The organism is Nocardia mangyaensis (assembly GCF_001886715.1).
In the GTDB taxonomy this organism is placed as follows: Bacteria; Actinomycetota; Actinomycetes; order Mycobacteriales; family Mycobacteriaceae; genus Nocardia; species Nocardia mangyaensis.
Window position 1 is genome coordinate 2,585,834 of record NZ_CP018082.1, and the last position, 18,789, is coordinate 2,604,622.

Below are 18,789 nucleotides of genomic sequence, written 5' to 3' on the forward strand. Positions count from 1 at the left end.
GTGACCGATTCTCCCGCCGGGGCCACCGAGTTGGCGCAGTTCGCCAGCGAAATCTCCTTCGAGCTCGACCCCTTCCAGCGCACCGCGTGCGCGTCCCTGGAAGCGGGGCACAGCGTGCTCGTCTGCGCGCCGACGGGCGCGGGCAAGACCATCGTCGGTGAGTTCGCCGTGCACATGGCGCTGGCCTCGGGCGGAAAGTGCTTCTACACCACGCCCATCAAGGCGCTGTCGAACCAGAAGTTCGCCGACCTGACAGCCCGGTACGGCCGCGCCGGCGTGGGACTGCTCACCGGTGACCAGTCGATCAATCCCGGCGCCCCCGTGGTCGTGATGACCACCGAAGTGCTGCGCAACATGCTCTACGCGTCCTCGGATTCACTCGACGGCCTGTCGTATGTGGTGATGGACGAGGTGCACTACCTGGCCGACCGGTTCCGCGGCGCGGTCTGGGAGGAAGTGATCCTGCACCTGCCGCCGGACGTGCGGCTGGTGAGCTTGTCGGCGACGGTGTCCAATGCCGAGGAGTTCGGCGCGTGGATGGAGACCGTGCGCGGCGACACCGCCGTGGTGGTCGACGAGACCCGGCCGGTCCCGCTCTGGCAGCACGTGATGGTCGGGCGCCGGATGTTCGACCTGTTCGACACCAAGTCCAGTGATCAGAAGGTGCTCGTCGACGAAGACCTCGTGCGCTTCATCCGTCAGCGCGAGTCCGCCGACCGGATGCACGGTTACGGCGGCCCCCGTGGCCGCGGCGCCCGCGGCAACTTCCGCCCGCTGCCGCGCCCGGAGGTGCTGGCCCGCCTCGATGAGGAAGGGCTGCTGCCCGCGATCACCTTCATCTTCAGCCGCGCGGGCTGCGACGGCGCCCTGGCCCAGTGTCTGCGGGCCCGGCTGGACTTGAGCAGGCCCGGTGACGCCGAGCAGATCGACGCGATCGTCGAGAAGCACACCGGCGATCTGCCCAAGGGCGATCTGGAAGTGCTCGGCTACTGGGAGTGGCGCGACGCCCTGCGACGCGGTCTGGCCGCTCACCATGCGGGAATGCTGCCCGCGTTCCGGCACACGGTCGAGGAACTGTTCGTCAAAGGCTTCGTCCGCGCCGTGTTCGCCACCGAGACCCTCGCCCTCGGCATCAACATGCCCGCGCGCACAGTGGTGCTCGAACGCCTGGTGAAGTTCAACGGTGAATCGCACGCCGAGCTGACCCCGGGGGAGTACACCCAGCTCACCGGGCGGGCCGGCCGCCGTGGCATCGATGTCGAGGGTCACGCGGTGGTGCTGTGGCAGCCCGAGGTCGACACCAGTGCGGTCGCCGGCCTGGCCTCCACCCGCACCTATCCGTTGCGCAGCTCGTTCCGGCCCGGCTACAACATGTCGATCAACCTGATCGACCGGTTGGGCGCGCAGGAGGCCAGGGCGCTGCTGGAACGGTCCTTCGCCCAATTCCAGGCCGACCGCTCGGTGGTCGGGCTGGTGCGCGGCATCGAGCGCAACGAGGGCGCGATGCGCAAGCTGGAGAGCCAGCTCGGCGGGGTCGACGGTGGCTTCATGGAGTACCTGTCGCTGCGGGAGCGGATCAAGCAGCGCGAGCGCGAGATCCAGCAGCAGGGCCGGGCCGATCGGCGCGGTGCCGCGGTCAAGGCTCTGATCGAGTTGCGCCGCGGTGACGTGGTGGCGATCCCGTCGGGTCGGCGCGCCGGTCTGGCGGTCATCCTGGAACCCGACCAGACGCCGGGCGATCCGCGGCCACTGGTGCTCACCGAGGACCACTGGGCAGGCCGGGTGTCGGCCGCTGATTTCCCGACGCCCGCCGAAGCACTCGGGCACATGCGCCTGCCGCGCCGGGTCGACCACCGCACCGCGCGCATCCGCCGCGATCTGGCCTCGGCGCTGCGCGGCACCGGTATCTCGGCCCCCGGCCGGCGTCGGCGCAACGACCACACGCGCGGGGGCGAGGATCGCCAACTCGCGACGCTGCGCCGTAGTCTGCGTTCCCATCCCGCGCACAGCCGCCCCGACCGCGAACAGCTCAGCCGCACCGGTGAGCGGTACAGCAGGCTGGCCCGCGAAACCGAGACGATGCGCCAGAAGGTTGCCGCGACGACGAATTCGCTCGCGCGCACCTTCGACCGGATCGTCGGTCTGCTCGAGGAACGCGGCTTCGTCGAACACGGCGAGGTGACCATCGACGGCAGGCGGCTGGCGCGGATCTACGCGGAGAGCGATCTCGTCGTCGCCGAATGCCTGCGTCAAGGACTGTGGCGCGGTCTCGGCCCGGCCGAGCTCGCCGGGGTGGTCTCCGCGCTGGTCTACGAGTCGCGCCAGGAGGGTGGCTATCTCACCGCCGCGGGTCCGACCGAACCGATCCGCCGGGCGATCGGCGCCACCCTCGATGTGTGGAGCCAGCTGCGGGCCGACGAGTCGCGGCACAAGCTGCCACCGACGCGCGAACCCGATCTCGGCTTCGTCACCGGCGTCTACAAATGGGCGCGCGGCGACGCATTGGCCGAGTCGTTGCTGGCCAGCGGCGACCAGGGAACGCCGCTGTCGGCGGGCGATTTCGTGCGCTGGTGCAGGCAGGTGATCGATCTGCTCGACCAGATCCACAACACCGCCGACGACACCGAGATCGCGGCCACCGCGGCCAAGGCGGTGCGCGCGGTTCGGCGGGGTGTCGTTGCGGTGGACGCCGCGTAGTCGATACGTCTGTGATTTGATTTCTTCGCGTACCGACCGTGATGGCGGAGTCGTGCGAAAGCGGCTGGCCTGGCGCGGGGGGCTACCGTATGTACAACGATGCGAGTGGAGGCGAGTGGATGAGCGGCCCGTACGGACCGAACGGCCCAGGGGAGGGAAGCAACGATCCCACCCAACACTGGGGAGGTCAGCAGGGGGCCGGCGGCGCCGGTCCCACGCAGCACTGGGGAGGTGCGGCGCAGCCGCCACAAGGGGGCCAGCCGCCGCAGCAGGCTCAGCCCACCCAGCACTGGGGTGATCCGAACGCGCAGCAGCCGCCGCAGCAGTGGGGACAGCCGCAGCAGCCCGGACAGCAGCCGCAGTGGGGCCAGCAGCCGCCGCAGGGCGTGCCGCCGCAGCCCACCGGACCGCAGCAGCAGTGGGGTCAGACCCAGCCGCCGCCGCAGGACTGGAATGCCCAGGGTGCGAATGCCCAGCAGCAGTGGGGTGGCCAGCCGCCGCAGCAGCAATGGGGACAGCAGCCGCAGCAGCAGTGGGGTCAGCAGCTGCAGCCGCAGCCGTCCGGCGGTAAGGGCAAAGGCCTGGTGATCGGCCTCGTCGTGGCCGGTGTGCTCGTGGTCGCCGCGATCATCGGCCTGCTGCTCGTCCTGTTCGCCTCCGACGAGCTCGACCAGTCCGCCGTGCAGGACGGCGTTTCGCGGGTGTTGGTGGAGTCCTACGGCATCGCCGACGTCTCCGACGTGAGCTGCCCCTCCGGTCAGGAGGTGAAGGTCGACGCGACTTTCACCTGCGATCTGAAGGTCAGCGGCGAAGACAAGCAGGTCACCATCAAGGTCACCAAGGACGACGGGACCTACGAGGTCGGCCGCCCGAACTAGGCTGTCGTACCGCGATTTCCGGGCCGTCCGCGTTCGCGCGGGCGGCCCGGTCCGGTTCACCCGGTGTGGACCGCCGTCAGCGCGGTGACCAGGCGGGTGATCGGGCTCTCGGCGTTGTAGGCGGCGGCCAGCGCGAGCAGGCGTTGCGGGTCGGCCGGGGTGGCGGGCAGGGTGTCCGGACCTGACAGGACGACCTCGGCGTCGCGCACCACCTGGACCACCGGCGCGGCGACCTTCAGGTAGTCCTGCGCCGCGACGAGTTTCGCGCGGACACCCTTGGCCAGCCCGGAGTCCGGATCGGCGACCGCGACCATCAACGCGTCGAGCGAACCGAACTTCGAGATGAGTTGTGCGGCGGACTTGTCGCCGATCCCGGCCACCCCGGGCAGTCCGTCGGAGGCGTCGCCGCGCAGGGTCGCCATGTCGGCATAGGCGGGGCCCGCGTTCTGTTCTGGCACTCCGTATTTCGCCGACACCTCGGCCGGTCCGAACAGTTCGGCCTTGGCCAGGCCACGGCCCGCGTAGAGCACCCGCACCGGCGGCGCCGGGTCGTCGCGCACCAGTTGCAGCAGGTCACGGTCGCCGCTGACGACGATCACCGGATCGGTGCGTTCCCGGCTGGCGAGAGTGCCCAGCACGTCGTCGGCCTCGAGGCCTTCGGCGCCGCCGGTGGCGATGCCCGCCGCGGCGAGCACTTCGAGGATCATCTCGACCTGCGGGGTGAGCGTGTCGGGCACCTCTTCGGCGCCGGGCGCGGCCGCGTCGCTGGTGTCGAGCCGGTGCGCCTTGTACGAGGGCACCAGCGCCACCCGGAACGGCGGGCGCCAGTCCAGGTCGAGGCCGACGACGAGCCTGCTCGGCCGGTGCTTGGTGATCAGCGAGGCCACCATGTCGGTGAATCCGCGCACCGCGTTCACCGAACGCCCGTCGGCGCCCCGCAGTTTGTCGGGGATCGCGTAGTAGGCGCGGAACCAGAGGCTGGCGCCGTCGAGGATGAGCAGGGGGCCGCGGGGGGTCTGGTCAACGGTCACGGGGTGATTGTGCCCCGAACGCGTGCTCGGGCGCCCGTGACGGGTTCCGGCGTGGCGACGGTGCGCCACGATCGGGTTCCGCTCCGGTCGCCGATACTGCGTCGGCCGGTGGGTGACGGGTAACGTCGAAACCTATGAGCGCGCACACGCAGGCAAGGTTCGCGGCGGACATCTACGGTCAGCGGCTGGAGCGGGCGGTGGAGTCGATGCGCGGGGCGCATCTGGACGCCCTGCTCATCACGCCGGGCCCCGATCTGGAATATCTGATCGGGTCGAAGGCCCAATCCTTCGAACGGCTCACCTGCCTGGTGATCACCTCCGACGGGGCGACGCCCTCGGTGGTGATCCCGAAACTCGAGCTGGCCTCGCTGGCGGCGTCGGCCACCGAGGAACTCGGGCTGAAGGTGCTGGACTGGGTCGACGGCGTCGATCCCTATCAGCTGGTGCGCTCGACGCTGCACGCCGGTTCCCGCATCGCCGTCGCCGATGCCATGCCCGCCCTGCACCTGATCCCGCTCGCCGAGTCGACCACCGGCCTGCCCGCTTCGGCGACGCCGGTGCTGCGCGCGTCGCGGATGATCAAGGACGAGGCCGAGGTCGCGGCACTACGTCGGGCGGGTGCGGCGATCGACCGGGTGCACGCTCGGATGGGTGAGTTCCTGCGGCCGGGTCGGACCGAGGCCGAAGTGGCCGCCGACATCACCGCCGCGATCGTCGAGGAGGGCCACACCGAGGCCGCGTTCGTCATCGTCGGCAGCGGCCCACACGGCGCCGACCCGCACCACGAGGTCTCCGAGCGCACGATCGAGAAGGGCGATGTCGTCGTCATCGACATCGGCGGCCCGGTCGAGCCCGGCTACTACTCCGACTCGACCCGCACCTATGTCCTGGGCAAGCCGAGCAAACAGGTCGCCGACCAGGTGGCGATGTTGGAGGCCGCCCAGGCGGCGGCGGTCGCGGCGGTGCGGCCCGGCGTGACGGCCGAGTCGATCGATGCCGCCGCACGGACCCCGCTCGTCGAGGCGGGCCTCGGCGACGCCTTCGTGCACCGCACCGGGCACGGGATCGGCCTGTCGGTGCACGAGGAGCCCTACATCGTGGCGGGCAACGACCTCGTGCTCGCGCCGGGCATGGCGTTCAGCATCGAGCCGGGGATCTACTTCCGTGGCAAGTGGGGCGCGCGCATCGAGGACATCGTGGTGGTCACCGCCGACGGTGTGGAGTCGATGAACCAGCGACCACACGGGCTCACCGAGCTGTGAGCGGTTCGCGCACCGGCTATTTCAGCGTGCCGGACGAGAGCACCCGGCGGACCTGGATCGCGACGACCACTCGTGTCGGGTTCACCCGGGGTACCCGGTAGCGCTCGGTGTAGCGGCGTACGGCCTCGGCGACGTCGGCGCTGTCGGTGAGCACCGTCGCCGGGCCTTCCAGGGTGAGCCAGCGGGGTCCGTCGACCTGGCTGACCGCCGCGTAGCCGCCGCGTGCCGCATTGCGTGCTTTCACCGAGGCGCCGTCGGTGATGACTCGGGCGATGCCGCTGTCGGGGTCCCAGGTGAAGCCGACCGCCACCACGTGCGGTGTGCCGTTGGCACGCAGTGTGGTGAGGGTGGCCAGGTGCCGCTCGGTGACGAAGTCCTGGGCGGCGGGCGAGAGCTGCGCGGTGGTGGTCGGCATGGCTTGACGGTAGCCGGGTTCGACTCGGGCAGTCGACGCGGGTTTCGACCCGCGCGGGCGGTGGATCCCGCGTCGGCAGGCAGCGCGTTCCCCGACGCGGTGACACCATGGGTGGGCTGTCCAGTGTCGCGCAACGCACATCCTCGTCGCGCGCGCGGTTGATCAGCATTCTCGGGCGGCCGTTGCGCGCGATTCCGGTGGTCTGCGCCATGTCGAGTGACTCGCGGTGCGACTCTGCTCGGAACCGGGCGTGGCGGCGGCGGGCTCCGGTGGTCGGCTGTCGAGATGACAGACTGGGCCCATGGGTGAGCAGACGAGCGGGCCGGTGCTGGTCCTCGGTGGGCGCAGCGAGATCGGGCTGGAAGTGGCGCGCAGGTTGGCCTCGGGGCGGGTGGTGATTCTGGCGGCGCGCCGGGCCGATGCGTTGGGGCCCGAGGTGGAGCAGGTGCGGGCGGCCGGAGCGAGTGCCGTGCACACGGTCGAGTTCGATGCCGACGACACCGCGATCCATGCTCGGTTGCTGGAGAAGATCGTCGCCGAGCACGGGTCGATCGGGACCGCTGTGCTCGCCTTCGGCGTTCTCGGGGATCAGGCTCGTGCCGAACAGGACCCGGCGCACGCGGTGGCCGTGGTGCACACCGACTTCGTCGCCCAGGTCAGCGTGCTCACCACCCTGGCCACTGTGCTGCGGGCCCAGGGCAGCGGGCAGATCGTCGTGTTCAGCTCCATCGCGGGCGTTCGGGTGCGTCGGGCGAACTATGTCTACGGATCTGCCAAAGCGGGCCTCGACGGCTTCGCCAGCGGCCTCGGCGACGCGCTGCACGGTACGGGCGTCCAACTTCTGCTGGTCCGCCCTGGCTTCGTGATCGGCCGGATGACCACCGGCATGGACCCGGCGCCGATGTCGAGCACTCCCGATCAGGTCGCCGAGGCCGTCGTGCGCGGCCTGCGCAAGGGTGCGACCCGGGTCGCGGTGCCGGGGCGTCTCGCGGTGATGTTCTTCGTGATGCGGCTGCTGCCGCAGTCGATCTGGCGGCGGATGCCGCGGTGAGCGCGCCGGCCTGGTCAGGTCAGCCGATCGTCGTCGCGGGGATCGGCGCCGAGGGGTGGTCGGGGCTGGGGGAGAAGGCCCGCGCGGCGGTCCTCGCCTGCGAGGTGGTGTTCGGGTCACCGCGTCAGCTGGCCCTGCTGCCGCCGGGAACGGCGGAACAGGTGCCGTGGCCGACTCCGCTCCTGCCGGCCCTGGCGGAACTGTTCGCCCGCAACGCCGATCGGCGTATCGGCGTACTCGCCAGCGGTGACCCCATGTTCTACGGCATCGGTGCGACCCTGGCCCGGCGCTTCGGCGCGAGCGCACTGCGGGTGTTTCCGCAACCGTCCTCGGCGTCGCTGGCCTGTGCCCGGCTCGGCTGGCCGCTCGCCGAGATCCCGGTGGTGAGTGTGGTTGCCCGGCCATTGCCCACCGTGCTGCCCGAATTGTCCGAAAACCACCGCGTTCTCGTGCTCAGCGAAGACGAGTCCACTCCACAGCGCCTCGCGGAATTGCTGCGTGACAAGGGTTTCGGTCCGTCGGTGATGACCGTTCTCGAACAACTGGGCGGCCCCGACGAACGGATCCTCACCGGCACCGCGGCGCAATGGCTCCACCCGCCGGGCGACCCGCTCAACCTCATCGCCCTCGACTGCCGGGCCCTCCCCGGCGCCCGTCGCGACACCCGCCTGCCCGGTTTGGCCGACACCGCCTTCACCGGCGACGGCCAGCTCACCAAGGCCGAGGTTCGCGCCCTCACCGTCACTGCCCTCGCGCCCGCACCGGGGGAAACGCTGTGGGATGTCGGTGGCGGTTCGGGCAGTATCGCCATCGAATGGTGCCGCACCCATCCGCGATGCCGCGCGGTCACCTTCGAACGATTGCCCGCGCGCCGCGAACAGATCGCGGCCAATGCCGCCGCACTGGGTGTCCCCGGAATATCGATTCTCGGCGAAGTGCGCTCGGAGTTAGCCCAGATGGAACTATCCGCACCGGACGCGATATTTCTCGGCGGCGGACTCACCCAGGACGAACTGTTCGCCGAATGCTGGCAGCGGCTGCGCCCCGGCGGCCGATTGGTGGCCAATGCGGTGACGGCGGAATCGGAAGCGCTGCTGCTCGACTGGTTCGCGACCTTCGGCGGAGCGTTGCGGAAGTTTCAGATCTATCGGGGCGAGCCGCTCGGCGGGTTCACGGCCTGGCGTCCGCACCTGCCCGTTGCCCAGTGGATCGTCGGAAAACCAGCTGGTTGACGGTTCGCGACCCTATCCGCACCGATCACGGTCAGATCACGTGCAGATCACGACACCACGGTTCGCGCCAGATCGTCGCATCCTGCAAGTTACGAACCGAACGTGTAGAACGCTTGGCTCGGGGGTAGGGTCGTGGCCGTTCCGGGTAAATCCTCACTCGGTTCGGTTTTCCATGATGGGGAGTTCCATGAAGTACTCGAAGTTCACCGCCCCCGCGGTGCTGGCCATCGCCGCGACCGGCATCGCCGCCGCGCCCGTAGCCGCCGAGCCCGCCGCCCCGGCCCCCGCCGTGCAGGAGCAGGCCGCGCCCTCGGTGCAGGGCGCCGACCGCGGCGTGACCTACCGCGCGCAGATCGTCGACGCGGGTAAATCGGTCCTCACCACGGTCACCGGTGGCGCGTTCAGCCTCGATGCCGATCAGAAGTCGGTGACGCTGAAGAACGAGGCGGGCGAGGTCATCGCGCTGGTCCCGCTGTCGGGCCAGGTCGACGGTGCCACCACCGAGATCGCCGCGGTCGTCGAGGCCGACGGTTCGACCCTGACGCTGACCCCGAAGTCGGTCACCGCCAAGGACATCAGCTCCCAGCAGTGGTTCGCCGCCGAACTGCAGCGGGCCTCCACCGGCGCGCTGGTCGGCGCGGTCATCGGCGCGCTGCTCGGCGCGATCGGCATCGTCACCATCATCCCGGGCGCCATCATCGGTGGCGTGATCGGTCTGCTCATCGCCGGTGGCCCTTCGCTCATCGACGCGGGTCAGGCCTACTTCAGCGGGCAGCCCTGAGAGTCCTGATCCTCGGCGGCACGAGCGAAGCCCGGGAGCTGGCCCGGATCGCCTCCAGTGAGCGCGGACTCGACATCGTGTCGTCGCTGGCCGGACGGGTCGCCAACCCGCGGCTGCCGGTCGGTGCGGTCCGTGTGGGCGGGTTCGGTGGTGTCGAGGGCCTCCGAACCTACCTGCGCGAGAACGCTGTCGACGCCGTCGTGGACGCGACCCATCCCTTCGCGGCGCAGGTCAGCACCCATGCGGCCACCGCCACACGCGAACTCGACATCCCCGCGCTGCATCTGCGGCGCCCGGAGTGGGAGCAGCGTCGCGGGGATCTGTGGACCCGGGTGCCCGATCTGACCGCGGCCGTCGCGGCACTGCCGGGGCACGACGAGCCGGTCCTGCTGACCATCGGCCGCCAGGGTGTCGGCGCGTTCGCCGGCTGTGTCCGGCATCGCTTCGTCATCCGCTCGATCGACGCGCCCTCGGCACCGCTGCCGCCGCGCTACAAACTGCTGTTGGCGCGCGGGCCGTTCACCGTCGACGAGGAACTCGTGCTGATGTCGCGCCACCGCATCGGGGTGCTGGTCACCAAGAACAGCGGTGGCGAACAGACCGAGGCCAAGATCCTCGCCGCGCGCACCGCGGGACTGCCGGTCATCATGGTCGACCGGCCACCGCTGCCCGCGGGCGCGCGTGCGGTGGACGCCGTCCCGGACGCGGTCGAGTGGTTGCGCGAGGTCGCCTCAGAGCACGTGCGCTGAGCCGGGGTCGACTCGCGGAGTGAGGATCGACGGCAGCTGGTCGAACCAGTGCAGGACCGCGCGTTCGTAGGCGATGCCGAATTCGAGGGTGGCGCGCTGGTGTGGTGCCAGGGCCGTCTCGTCCTCGTCGAGATAGCGATCGAGCCGATCCTGGTGGATGTTCTTGTTGGCGGCGATGATCCGGTCCCGGTGGGCCGGTTCGAGATGCTCACCGAACGACAGCGTGAGCAGCAGCGGGACCCGGATCGTCTCGGCGCCGGGGTCGCGAGCGATCCACTCGGCGAACGCCTCGCGTCCGCTCTCGGTGATCCGGTAGGGCGTGCGCTCCCTGGCGCCGCGCTCGCCCTTGGTCACCAGGCCCGCGGTGTCCATGCTCGTCAGCTCGCGATAGACCTGGCTCTGGGTGATGGTCCAGAAGTCGCCCACGCGTTGCTGGGCCTGGGTGGCCAGGTCCCAGCCCGACTTCGGACCCTCGTGCAGAAAGCCCAGTAGTGAGGCCGCGGTGGAGTTCAGCGGGCGGCGTCGAGTCGCGGTGTCGGTCAACGGTCAACTCCCTTCGAACTACATTCCTCAGTGGAATGTTACGCCTGGGCGTACGGTCCACCAAGACTGACTGGGTTGCGGCGTGTTCGCCGGAAGCCGCTATTCCCCGGTGCCGTACCGGCGCGCGGTGTACACCCTGGTGCCCGTCGGGGTGTCGAAGGCGGTGGTGGTGGAGGCGCCGATGATGAGCAGGGTACGCATGTCCACCGCGTCCGGGTCGAGCTCGCCGAGGGTGACCACCCGCACCGATTCGGTCGGGCCACCCACGTCCCGGCCGAGCACCACCGGGGTGTCGGGGGCGCGGTGCTCGAGCAGGACATCGCGCATCGCCCCGACCTGCCAGCGGCGGCGGGAGGAGGCCGGGTTGTAGATCGCGATGGCCATGTCGGCTGCCGCCACGGCCGAAAGGCGTCGCGCGACAACATCCCACGGCTTGAGTCGATCCGAGAGCGAGATCATCGCGTAGTCGTGGCCCAGCGGCGCGCCGACCCGGCTGGCCACGGCGTTGGCCGCGGTCAGCCCGGGCAGCACCCGCACCGCGACATCCTTGAACTGCGGCTCGGCCGAGACTTCCAGCACCGCCGCGGCCATGGCGAACACGCCGGGATCCCCGGAGGACACGACCGCGACCTTCGCGCCCCGCTTGGCCAGATCCAACGCCATCGCGGCCCGCTCGGACTCGACCTTGTTGTCGCTGGCGTGCCTGCGCTGATCGGCGCGCTCGGGGACGCGATTGATGTAGGTGGTGTAACCGACGAGATCGGTCGCCTCGGCGAGAGCTTCGGTGACCTGTGGAGTGGTCCACGCGGTGTCACCCGGGCCGAGGCCCACGACGACGACTTCGCCGGGGGTGTCCTGCGATGCGGTGGAGGCTTCGTTCGCGGCGCCGCCGACGTGGGATGAGGTGCGCACGGCCGTTGTGCCGAGGAGTGCCGAGGGTTCCGCCGCCACTGTCGAGTCTGCGGCACGAGTGTCGATGGTCCGTGTGACGGCACTACGCGCCGGAATCGGCGTGGTCGGCGTCGGACCCGGTACGAGGGTGATCGCGAAGTAGGGCACGTCGGCGTCGTCGACATCGGCGGCGGCGAGGACTCGCTCGCGAGTGCTGCTCGCGCGCTCCACGTAGTAGGCGTCGGCGAGGCGGCCGGAGTCCGAGAGTGCCTGGCGCACACCGGGAAAGGTGCGACCCAGTTTCATGATGGCGGCAGCGTCGGTGTGGCGCAGGCGCTCGGTGAGCTCGTCGACGGGCATGGTGCCGGGCAACACCGTCAGCACCTGCTCGCCTTCCACCAGGGGGGTGCCGAGGGCCGCCGAGGCCGCGCTGACCGAGGTGATGCCGGGGACGATCCCGGTCTCGAAACGGTCGGCCAGGCGACGGTGCATGTGCATGTAGGAGCTGTAGAACAGCGGGTCACCGGCGGCGAGCAGAGCGACATCGCGTCCGGCGGCCAGGTGCTCGGCCAGCCGGGCGGCGGCCTGCTCGTAGAACTCGTCGATCGCGCCCTGGTAGCCGCCGGGGTGATCGGTGGTCTCGACGGTCACCGGGTAGACCAGGTGTTCTTCGATCTGGCCGTCCCGCAGGTACGGCTCCGCGATGGCGCGCGAGATGCTGCGGCCGTGCCGGGCGCTGTGGAAGGCGACCACATCGGCGGCGGCGATGAGCCGGGCCGCCTTCACCGTGACCAGTTCCGGGTCGCCCGGTCCGAGGCCGATGCCCCACAGCGTGCCGGTGCTGATCTCGCTCATTCCTGTTCGCTCGCCATCGCGTTCAAGGCCGAGGCGGTGATCGCGCTGCCGCCGCGCCTGCCGCGCACCGTGAGGTACTCGACCCCGCCGAAGTCGATCAGCGCCTGCTTGGACTCGGCCGCGCCGATGAAACCGACCGGGATCCCGATGATGGCGGCGGGTTTCGGCGCGCCCGCGTCGAGCATGTCGAGCAGGTGGAACAGCGCGGTGGGCGCGTTGCCGATCGCCACGACCGCGCCGTCGAGCTGATCACGCAGCAGTTCCAGCGCCGCCACCGAGCGGGTGTTGCCCAGTCGCGCGGCCAGTTCGGGGACGCGCTGGTCGGTGAGAGCGCACAGCACCGCGTTGTCGGCGGGCAGCCGCTTGCGGGTGACCCCGGAGGCGACCATGTTCGCGTCGCACAGGATCGGCTTGCCCGCCCGCAGCGCGGCGCGCGCGGCGGCGACCACACCGGGGGAGTAGGCGATGTCGGCGGCCAGGTCGACCTGGCCGCAGCCGTGGATCATCCGCACCGCCACCCGCTCGACATCGGCGGGGAAACCGGCGAGATCGGCCTCGTCGCGGATCGTCGCGAACGAGCGCCGATAGATCTCGGCCCCGTCGGTGAGGTAGCTGGTACGCACGTCGGACATGGGCACAACCCTAGAACCTGGGTCGCGCGCGGCCTCGGTCGGTACTCACGTGCGCGGGCGTTCGAGGATGCGCGACATCACCAGCGAACTGCGGGTGCGCCCGACCCGCGCGTTCTCCCTGATCCGCTCCACGGTCACCTCGATCTCGGCCATGTCGGTGGCCATCACGTGCACCAGCGCGTCGGCCTCACCCGCGATCGTCCACACCCCGACGATCTGCGGAATCGGTTCCAGCGTCCGGCGCAGTTCGGCCGGGGAGATGTTGTCGCGGTAGTACACCTCCACATACGCCTCGGTCGTCCAGCCCAGCGCCGCCGGATTGACCTGGGCGGTGAACCCGGTGATCTGCCCGGAAGCGACCATCTTGTCCACCCGTCGCTTCACCGCGGGCGCGGACAGCCCGACCACCGAGCCGATGTCCTGGAACGAGGCGCGGGCGTGGGTGAGTAGTTCGCCCAGAATCCGCCGATCGATGTCGTCCATGTTGCTCCCGGCTGCCGTGACGCAATGATTGCCTATTCTTCCATCGATATGCGCAACAGATCGGTGTTCCCCGTGCAATGAGCCGACATTTACCGTCGTAGCAACCGTTCGATCCGCGCTGCCACCGGGAGTCACGATGACCGCCGCCGCCCCTCTCCGCGTACCAGCGCCCGCACGGGTCGCCCGTCCGCGCCGCTATGTCATGTGCAGGCCGGAGCATTTCGAGGTCAGCTACGCGATCAATCCGTGGATGGACCCGGACGCCCCGGTCGACCGGCCGCGCGCGCTGGCCCAGTGGGAGATCCTGCGCGCGGTGCTCGAGGAGCACGGGCACTCGGTGGAGACGGTGCCCGGCGAACCCGGTCTGCCCGACATGGTCTTCGCCGCCAACAGCGGCATCGTGATCGGCGGGCACGCGCTCTCGGCGCGCTTCGCCCACCCCGAGCGCGCCGCGGAGGGACCCGCCTTCCACCGCTGGTTCGCCGCTCGCGAACTGCGCGCGCTCGCCCCGGCCGCCGAAACCAACGAGGGGGAGGGCGATTTCGCCTTCGCGGGGCAGCGCATTCTCGCCGGGGTCGGGTTCCGCTGCTCGCTGTCGGCACACGCCGAGGTCGAACAGTACTTCGACCTGCCGGTGGTCTCCCTGGAACTGGTCGACCCGCGCTTCTACCACCTCGACACCGCGTTGATGGTCCTCGACGACACCACCATCGCCTACTACCCGGACGCCTTCGGCCCGGCGGCTCGCGACGTTCTGTCCGCGCTCTACCCGGACGCGATCCTGGCCGGGGAAGCCGATGCGCTCTCGTTCGGCCTCAACGGTGTCAGCGACGGTCACCACGTGTTCCTGGACCCCGGCGCCACCGGACTGATCGCCGCGCTGCGGGCCCGCGGGTTCGCGCCGGTGCCGGTCGACATGTCCGAGTTGCGCAAGGGCGGCGGCGGGGTGAAGTGCTGCGTGCTCGAGCTGCACCACCGCGACACGAGCACCGGGGAAAGCGGTTCGGTGGCGGGCCGAACGGCGTCCTGGGCAGCCGAGGCGCCGTAGTGCAGGTCCCGCACCCCGGCGGGTGCGGTGTTCAGGGGGAGGGTCACCGCCCCGAAGGTCAGCGGACGCGGCAGATCGGAGTCGGTGACCGCCGCGGGCGTCGGCGTGCGGGACCGGGGCCGGGAAACCGCCTAGGGGGCTTCGATGCGGTAGCCGTGGGCGGTGGCCACGACGTCGGTGACCGGGCCGGTCGGTCGTCCGCAGCGACGATCGCAGCCGGACCAGTGCTGTCGACCGAGCACTCGGACGTCCTCGGCGGCGACGGTCTCCGCAGTGGTGGAAGGAGTGTCGGAGCGGCTGCCGTCGGCTGTGGTGCTGCTGTCGTCACCGGCCGGTGGGGGGTCCAGCGCCATGCCGAGCACACGCTGCGACTCGATCGCCGCCGCGGCGTCGGCGCGCACATCGGTGCGCGACTTGGCGCAGCCGGGGCGCCCGGCGCAGGCGCTCACCCGCAGCCACGGCGAGTGCGCGTCGAAGATCAAGCCCATCGGGGCGAGCACGCGGACGACCGTCTCGGCCGGGCCTTCGGCGAGGTCGGTGATCACCACACTGCGCCAGGGGGTGACGAAGACGGGATGGTCGATGGCGGCGAGGAATTCGGCCGTGCGGGCGGGCAGCGTTCCCAGTGGCACGGCCGCCCCGAGGCTGACCAGGCCATCGTCCTGGTCGAGCCAACCGATCGGGATGTCGTGTGTGGCACCGAGTTCCAGCGGCGAACTCGCGGGGGAGCGGTCGAGTGCTTCGACGACGCGCTCCGCACCGCCGGGAATCTCGTGCAGCCGCCACTGCCCGGCCTCGCCGCTCCCGCGCAGGTCGAGGAACCCACGTGCGGCGTCGAGCATCACCTCGACCGCCTCGCCCGCCGTGACCCGCAGCCCGGTGTCGGTCCCGGCCAGCAGCAGCGCGAAGGTGTCGGCGGCGACGGCTTGGACGCCGATGTCGCCGCGCAGGGTGCTCACGTCGCCGCGACCGTCGTCGAGGGTGAACAACACCCGCCCTGGCAGGGCTGCGAGCCGGGGATCGGCCCGCAGCCCGACGTCGAGGTCGTCCGCGAGCCCGTGCACGTCGGCCCACCCGCCGACCCGGCCCGACAGCGGGGAGGCGACGATGTTGCGCACCCGCTCATGGGTGTCGCTGGGCAACAATCCCGCCACCTCCAGTCGCCCGGCGAGCTCGGAGGCGTCGCGCACCTGCCGCAGCTGGATGTTGCCGCGCGAGGTCAGCTCGAGGTTGCCGTTGCCCAGGTCCCGGGCAGCGTCGGCGAGCGCCTGCACCTGCGCCGGGGTCAACCGGCCACCCGGGACACGGATCCGCGCCAACGGCCCGTCGGCCGCCTGATGCAGCCGCAGAACCCCTGGACACGCGTCGGGAGTACTCCTGGTCATGATCTGTCCAGCCTACGACCCACGGCCGTTCCACCCCGCACCGGCATTCGGCCGGCCCGACACCGCGAACCCGGCGTTCGCACACCCGCGGGAGCACCGGGCGCGTCCGTGCACATGGCCGACGACACCCGGCAGGCCGGCCGCTGTCGAGCAAGGCGGACGATGGCGGCGCACGCTCGACCGACCGTCGTCGACGAGGGCCGATATCGATGCTGTGTCGAGTCTCGACTCGCGCGGCGGCCTCGATCGCGCGGGTGCCGTCGCCTAGGGTGGGTGAATCCGCCAGGAGGATCGTCGACAGGAGGTCGCCGCATGCTGCGTGCATTCGTGGACAAGCGTCTCGTTCCCGCACTCGACCGGGTCGCGCACGCGCAGGCGCCGGTGGTGGGCCGGTATGTCGACTGGCTGGAGCGTCGGCATCCGCAGGACACCCCGGTGGAGATCATGCAGCGGCTCACCCGCCAGTACCGGGTGATCGTCACCGCCAGCGGCGTCACGGTGGGACTCACCGCGGCTGTGCCGGGAGTGGGGACCTTGATCGGTCTCGGTGCGACCGGCGTCGACACGGTGGTGTTCCTGGAGGCGTCCTCGGTGCTGGCGGTCGGCGCGGCCCAGGCCTACCGGCTCGATCCCGACGACCCGCGCCTGGCACACCTGGTGTCGAAGGTGGTGCTCGGCGAGACGGGCACGAAGCTGCTCGACGAGACCGCCGGTCACAAGACCGGGCAGTGGCTCTCGGTCGTCACCGACCACATTCCCGGCCTGGCCAGCATGCCGGACTCCCCGGCCAAGCGGTTCCTGGTCAACTACCTGGTCAAACGCACCCTGCTGCTGTTCGGCACGCTGATTCCGGCCGGCATCGGCGCGGTCATCGGCGGCGTCGGCAACAACGCGCTCGGGCAGATGGTGGTCGCCAACGTCTACCGCAACCTCGGCACCGGCTCCCCGGAGATGCTCGCCGCCGGAACCAGCACCGATTGACGCGGGCTTGACCTTCGACTCGCTCGAACCCCGATGATCGCCCGGTGCCCGAAACCGAACTGATCACCATCGGCGAATTCGCCCGCTCGTGCGGTCTGAGCGCGAGCGCGTTGCGCTTCTACGCCGACGCCGGAGTCCTCGTCCCCGCGGTCGTCGACGAGTCGACCGGCTACCGCTACTACACCCACGACCAGACCGACACCGCCCGCCTCATCCGCCACCTCCGCGCCGTCGACATGCCGCTGCCCGCGGTCGCCGCCGTCCTCGCCGAACCCGGCCCCACCCGCGCCGCCGCACTCCTCGACGCCCACCTCACCGACCTGGACCAGCGCCTGCGCGAGGTCCGCATCGCCGCCACCGCCGCCCGGAATGCCCTGCACGTGACCATGATCGGCGAGGCGGCCGGGTCCGCGCAGACCTCCCCGAACGCCGAACCAGCGCCCTCTCGCACCGAGATCGCTTCCCCTGGAACCGCTCTCGCGGCCCGATGTGATGCCGATGCGCATTCGGCCGGCCCGGCGGTGGACAAGGGCCGTGTGCCGGGCGCCGACGCACAGGTACCGGGCTCGGCGCCGGTGGGTCGCGCACTGGGTGGCGAGGCCGATACGCGGGCGCTGGGCTCGGCGCACGTGGGTCGCGTATCGGGTGCCGAGGCCGTCGCAGACGTGGCGGCGTCGGCGGCGGATGTGGGCCGGGTGTCCGCGGACGACGCCGTGGTGTGGGTGAGTGGTCCACTGCTCGCGGCCGCGGTCGACCAGGTGGCGACGGCGACCGTCACCGATCCGCAGTGGCCGGTGCTCGACACCGTCCTGATCGAGGCCGGCGACGACGGGCTGACGCTCACCGCCACGGACCGCATCCGCCTCGCCACCCGAACCCTGCGGCCCACATGTTCGCCCGCGGTCCCGTGGACGGCCACCGTCGACGCCGTCGAGCTACGTTCGATCCTGTCGTGGCTGCGTCGCCGGCATTCCGTTGCGATCCACCCCGGTCGCCTAGACGTCGAATTCGTGGCCGCAGCACCAGTCGGTGTCGTGGGTCCCACCGCTGTCGGCTCGGCTGATCGCGAACCATATTCCGCCACAACCGATTCCGATCCAGCTGATCGGCTCGATCGGGCTGCTCCCGATTCTGTCCGTGTCGGCGATCCGGCCGCGAGGACCCGGACGGTCAACCCCGCTCCGCGGGATCGCATGATCAGTGTCCACGAATCAGATCGCCGCCGATGCCACCGCTCGACCGAGGTGTTCCCCGACTACCGTGCGATGCTCGCCGCACTACCCCCGGCGCGCACCCGCGTGGTGCTTGCCCGGGCAAGCTTCCTCGCCGCACTCGAGGAGTCCGGCTCACCCGTCATCGTCCTGCACCTGACCCCGCCGCACACGGTGACCCTCGCCGACTGCTTCCCGGATCGCTCGACTCTCACGACTTTCGCCCAGTCGCACACAACCACCGGTCGCACACTCTCCGCGACCATCACCGGACCCTCGGTCACGATCCACTTCGCCGTCACCGCTCTGTATCCCGCGGTCGCCACAGCGGTCGGTCCCGACGTGATGCTCGACCTCATCGCCCCGGACCTCCCTGCCCGCATCCGCTCCGCCGATGACGGCGACCTGTTCACCCTCGCCATGCCGTGCCGCCCCGAATCGACCGAGGAGCCGGCTCGGTAGCCACCGCCGACGCCCTCGCTGAGGTGGACGACACCACACACGCCCCACCCCCTGATCAAGATCACCACGCTCTGGTGGCGGGCGGCTTCCGGGCCGATGCCGCCGCCGGAGCGTGGTGATCACGTGTCCAGTCCGCGAGGTGGGGCGGGAAAGTTGCTGGGGGGAGGGGGTCAGTACGATCGGGTTGCTCGGCGGGTGACGA

17 protein-coding genes are annotated in these 18,789 nt (G+C 70.7%); 10 read left to right on the plus strand and 7 right to left on the minus strand.

Annotated features, from left to right (window positions below):
* Complete coding sequence (locus BOX37_RS11725; protein WP_071927670.1) at positions 1 to 2,697, plus strand: DEAD/DEAH box helicase; 2,697 nt, start codon at positions 1 to 3, stop codon at positions 2,695 to 2,697.
* A gap of 119 nt (positions 2,698 to 2,816) precedes the next feature.
* Positions 2,817 to 3,575 (plus strand): DUF4333 domain-containing protein, encoded by a 759-nt coding sequence (locus BOX37_RS11730; protein ID WP_071927671.1) that lies wholly within the window; start codon positions 2,817 to 2,819, stop codon positions 3,573 to 3,575.
* Positions 3,576 to 3,631: 56 nt separating this feature from the next.
* Here BOX37_RS11730 and BOX37_RS11735 read toward each other — a convergent pair whose 3' ends face one another.
* Complete coding sequence (locus BOX37_RS11735; RefSeq protein ID WP_071927672.1) at positions 3,632 to 4,606, minus strand: 5'-3' exonuclease; 975 nt, start codon at positions 4,604 to 4,606, stop codon at positions 3,632 to 3,634.
* A 134-nt stretch (positions 4,607 to 4,740) separates the two neighbouring features.
* Between BOX37_RS11735 and BOX37_RS11740 the strand changes: the two genes are divergently transcribed.
* A complete protein-coding gene (locus tag BOX37_RS11740) occupies positions 4,741 to 5,868 on the plus strand; it encodes a M24 family metallopeptidase (protein WP_071927673.1) in 1,128 nt (375 codons plus the stop codon).
* A 16-nt stretch (positions 5,869 to 5,884) separates the two neighbouring features.
* On the opposite strand, the gene BOX37_RS11745 is transcribed toward BOX37_RS11740, so the two are convergent.
* A complete protein-coding gene (locus BOX37_RS11745) occupies positions 5,885 to 6,283 on the minus strand; it encodes a TIGR03618 family F420-dependent PPOX class oxidoreductase (protein WP_071927674.1) in 399 nt (132 codons plus the stop codon).
* A gap of 301 nt (positions 6,284 to 6,584) precedes the next feature.
* Between BOX37_RS11745 and BOX37_RS11750 the strand changes: the two genes are divergently transcribed.
* From BOX37_RS11750 to BOX37_RS11765, 4 genes are all read left to right on the plus strand, one after another.
* Positions 6,585 to 7,334 carry a decaprenylphospho-beta-D-erythro-pentofuranosid-2-ulose 2-reductase gene (locus tag BOX37_RS11750; protein ID WP_071927675.1) on the plus strand — a complete coding sequence of 250 codons (750 nt, stop codon included), beginning with the start codon at positions 6,585 to 6,587 and terminating at the stop codon, positions 7,332 to 7,334.
* The gene (cbiE, locus tag BOX37_RS11755; protein ID WP_071927676.1) at positions 7,313 to 8,566 is read left to right on the plus strand and encodes a precorrin-6y C5,15-methyltransferase (decarboxylating) subunit CbiE; all 1,254 of its coding nucleotides are present in this window, start codon (positions 7,313 to 7,315) and stop codon (positions 8,564 to 8,566) included. The genes BOX37_RS11750 and cbiE overlap by 22 nt, the downstream gene beginning before the upstream one ends.
* A gap of 187 nt (positions 8,567 to 8,753) precedes the next feature.
* Complete coding sequence (locus BOX37_RS11760; protein WP_071927677.1) at positions 8,754 to 9,347, plus strand: DUF8020 domain-containing protein; 594 nt, start codon at positions 8,754 to 8,756, stop codon at positions 9,345 to 9,347.
* Entirely contained in the window at positions 9,344 to 10,096 is a 753-nt protein-coding gene (locus tag BOX37_RS11765; RefSeq protein WP_071931408.1) for a cobalt-precorrin-6A reductase, read from the plus strand. The genes BOX37_RS11760 and BOX37_RS11765 overlap by 4 nt, the downstream gene beginning before the upstream one ends.
* Here the strand turns inward: BOX37_RS11765 and BOX37_RS11770 are convergent.
* The 4 genes from BOX37_RS11770 to BOX37_RS11785 form a co-directional block, all read right to left on the minus strand.
* Complete coding sequence (locus tag BOX37_RS11770; RefSeq protein ID WP_071927678.1) at positions 10,079 to 10,639, minus strand: PadR family transcriptional regulator; 561 nt, start codon at positions 10,637 to 10,639, stop codon at positions 10,079 to 10,081. The two genes, BOX37_RS11765 and BOX37_RS11770, sit on opposite strands and share 18 nt — an antisense overlap.
* A gap of 99 nt (positions 10,640 to 10,738) precedes the next feature.
* Positions 10,739 to 12,385, minus strand: coding sequence for a precorrin-3B C(17)-methyltransferase (gene cobJ / locus BOX37_RS11775; RefSeq protein ID WP_071927679.1), 1,647 nt, complete (start codon positions 12,383 to 12,385; stop codon positions 10,739 to 10,741).
* A complete protein-coding gene (locus BOX37_RS11780; RefSeq protein ID WP_071927680.1) occupies positions 12,382 to 13,017 on the minus strand; it encodes a precorrin-8X methylmutase in 636 nt (211 codons plus the stop codon). The genes cobJ and BOX37_RS11780 overlap by 4 nt, the downstream gene beginning before the upstream one ends.
* Before the next feature lie 45 nt (positions 13,018 to 13,062).
* Entirely contained in the window at positions 13,063 to 13,500 is a 438-nt protein-coding gene (locus tag BOX37_RS11785; protein ID WP_071927681.1) for an Lrp/AsnC family transcriptional regulator, read from the minus strand.
* Between the two features lie 136 nt (positions 13,501 to 13,636).
* Between BOX37_RS11785 and ddaH the strand changes: the two genes are divergently transcribed.
* The gene (ddaH, locus tag BOX37_RS11790; RefSeq protein ID WP_071927682.1) at positions 13,637 to 14,548 is read left to right on the plus strand and encodes a dimethylargininase; all 912 of its coding nucleotides are present in this window, start codon (positions 13,637 to 13,639) and stop codon (positions 14,546 to 14,548) included.
* Positions 14,549 to 14,679: 131 nt separating this feature from the next.
* On the opposite strand, the gene cobG is transcribed toward ddaH, so the two are convergent.
* Complete coding sequence (cobG, locus tag BOX37_RS11795; protein WP_071927683.1) at positions 14,680 to 15,933, minus strand: precorrin-3B synthase; 1,254 nt, start codon at positions 15,931 to 15,933, stop codon at positions 14,680 to 14,682.
* 312 nt (positions 15,934 to 16,245) lie between these two features.
* Between cobG and BOX37_RS11800 the strand changes: the two genes are divergently transcribed.
* Together BOX37_RS11800 and BOX37_RS34880 are read left to right on the plus strand one after the other, a co-directional pair.
* The gene (locus BOX37_RS11800; protein WP_071927684.1) at positions 16,246 to 16,914 is read left to right on the plus strand and encodes a hypothetical protein; all 669 of its coding nucleotides are present in this window, start codon (positions 16,246 to 16,248) and stop codon (positions 16,912 to 16,914) included.
* A gap of 44 nt (positions 16,915 to 16,958) precedes the next feature.
* Entirely contained in the window at positions 16,959 to 18,587 is a 1,629-nt protein-coding gene (locus BOX37_RS34880; protein ID WP_071927685.1) for a MerR family transcriptional regulator, read from the plus strand.
* Positions 18,588 to 18,789 lie beyond the last annotated feature (202 nt).

What these genes read in the sequence shown, in the direction of transcription:
- BOX37_RS11750 (WP_071927675.1), top strand. Translation starts at nt 6,585, where the DNA reads ATGGGTGAGCAGACGAGCGGGCCGGTGCTGGTCCTCGGTGGGCGCAGC.
- BOX37_RS11785 (WP_071927681.1), bottom strand. Translation starts at nt 13,500, where the DNA reads ATGGACGACATCGATCGGCGGATTCTGGGCGAACTACTCACCCACGCC.
- BOX37_RS11780 (WP_071927680.1), bottom strand. Translation starts at nt 13,017, where the DNA reads ATGTCCGACGTGCGTACCAGCTACCTCACCGACGGGGCCGAGATCTAT.
- ddaH (WP_071927682.1), top strand. Translation starts at nt 13,637, where the DNA reads ATGACCGCCGCCGCCCCTCTCCGCGTACCAGCGCCCGCACGGGTCGCC.
- cobJ (WP_071927679.1), bottom strand. Translation starts at nt 12,385, where the DNA reads ATGAGCGAGATCAGCACCGGCACGCTGTGGGGCATCGGCCTCGGACCG.
- BOX37_RS11730 (WP_071927671.1), top strand. Translation starts at nt 2,817, where the DNA reads ATGAGCGGCCCGTACGGACCGAACGGCCCAGGGGAGGGAAGCAACGAT.
- BOX37_RS11760 (WP_071927677.1), top strand. Translation starts at nt 8,754, where the DNA reads ATGAAGTACTCGAAGTTCACCGCCCCCGCGGTGCTGGCCATCGCCGCG.
- BOX37_RS11745 (WP_071927674.1), bottom strand. Translation starts at nt 6,283, where the DNA reads ATGCCGACCACCACCGCGCAGCTCTCGCCCGCCGCCCAGGACTTCGTC.
- BOX37_RS11800 (WP_071927684.1), top strand. Translation starts at nt 16,246, where the DNA reads ATGCTGCGTGCATTCGTGGACAAGCGTCTCGTTCCCGCACTCGACCGG.
- cobG (WP_071927683.1), bottom strand. Translation starts at nt 15,933, where the DNA reads ATGACCAGGAGTACTCCCGACGCGTGTCCAGGGGTTCTGCGGCTGCAT.
- BOX37_RS11740 (WP_071927673.1), top strand. Translation starts at nt 4,741, where the DNA reads ATGAGCGCGCACACGCAGGCAAGGTTCGCGGCGGACATCTACGGTCAG.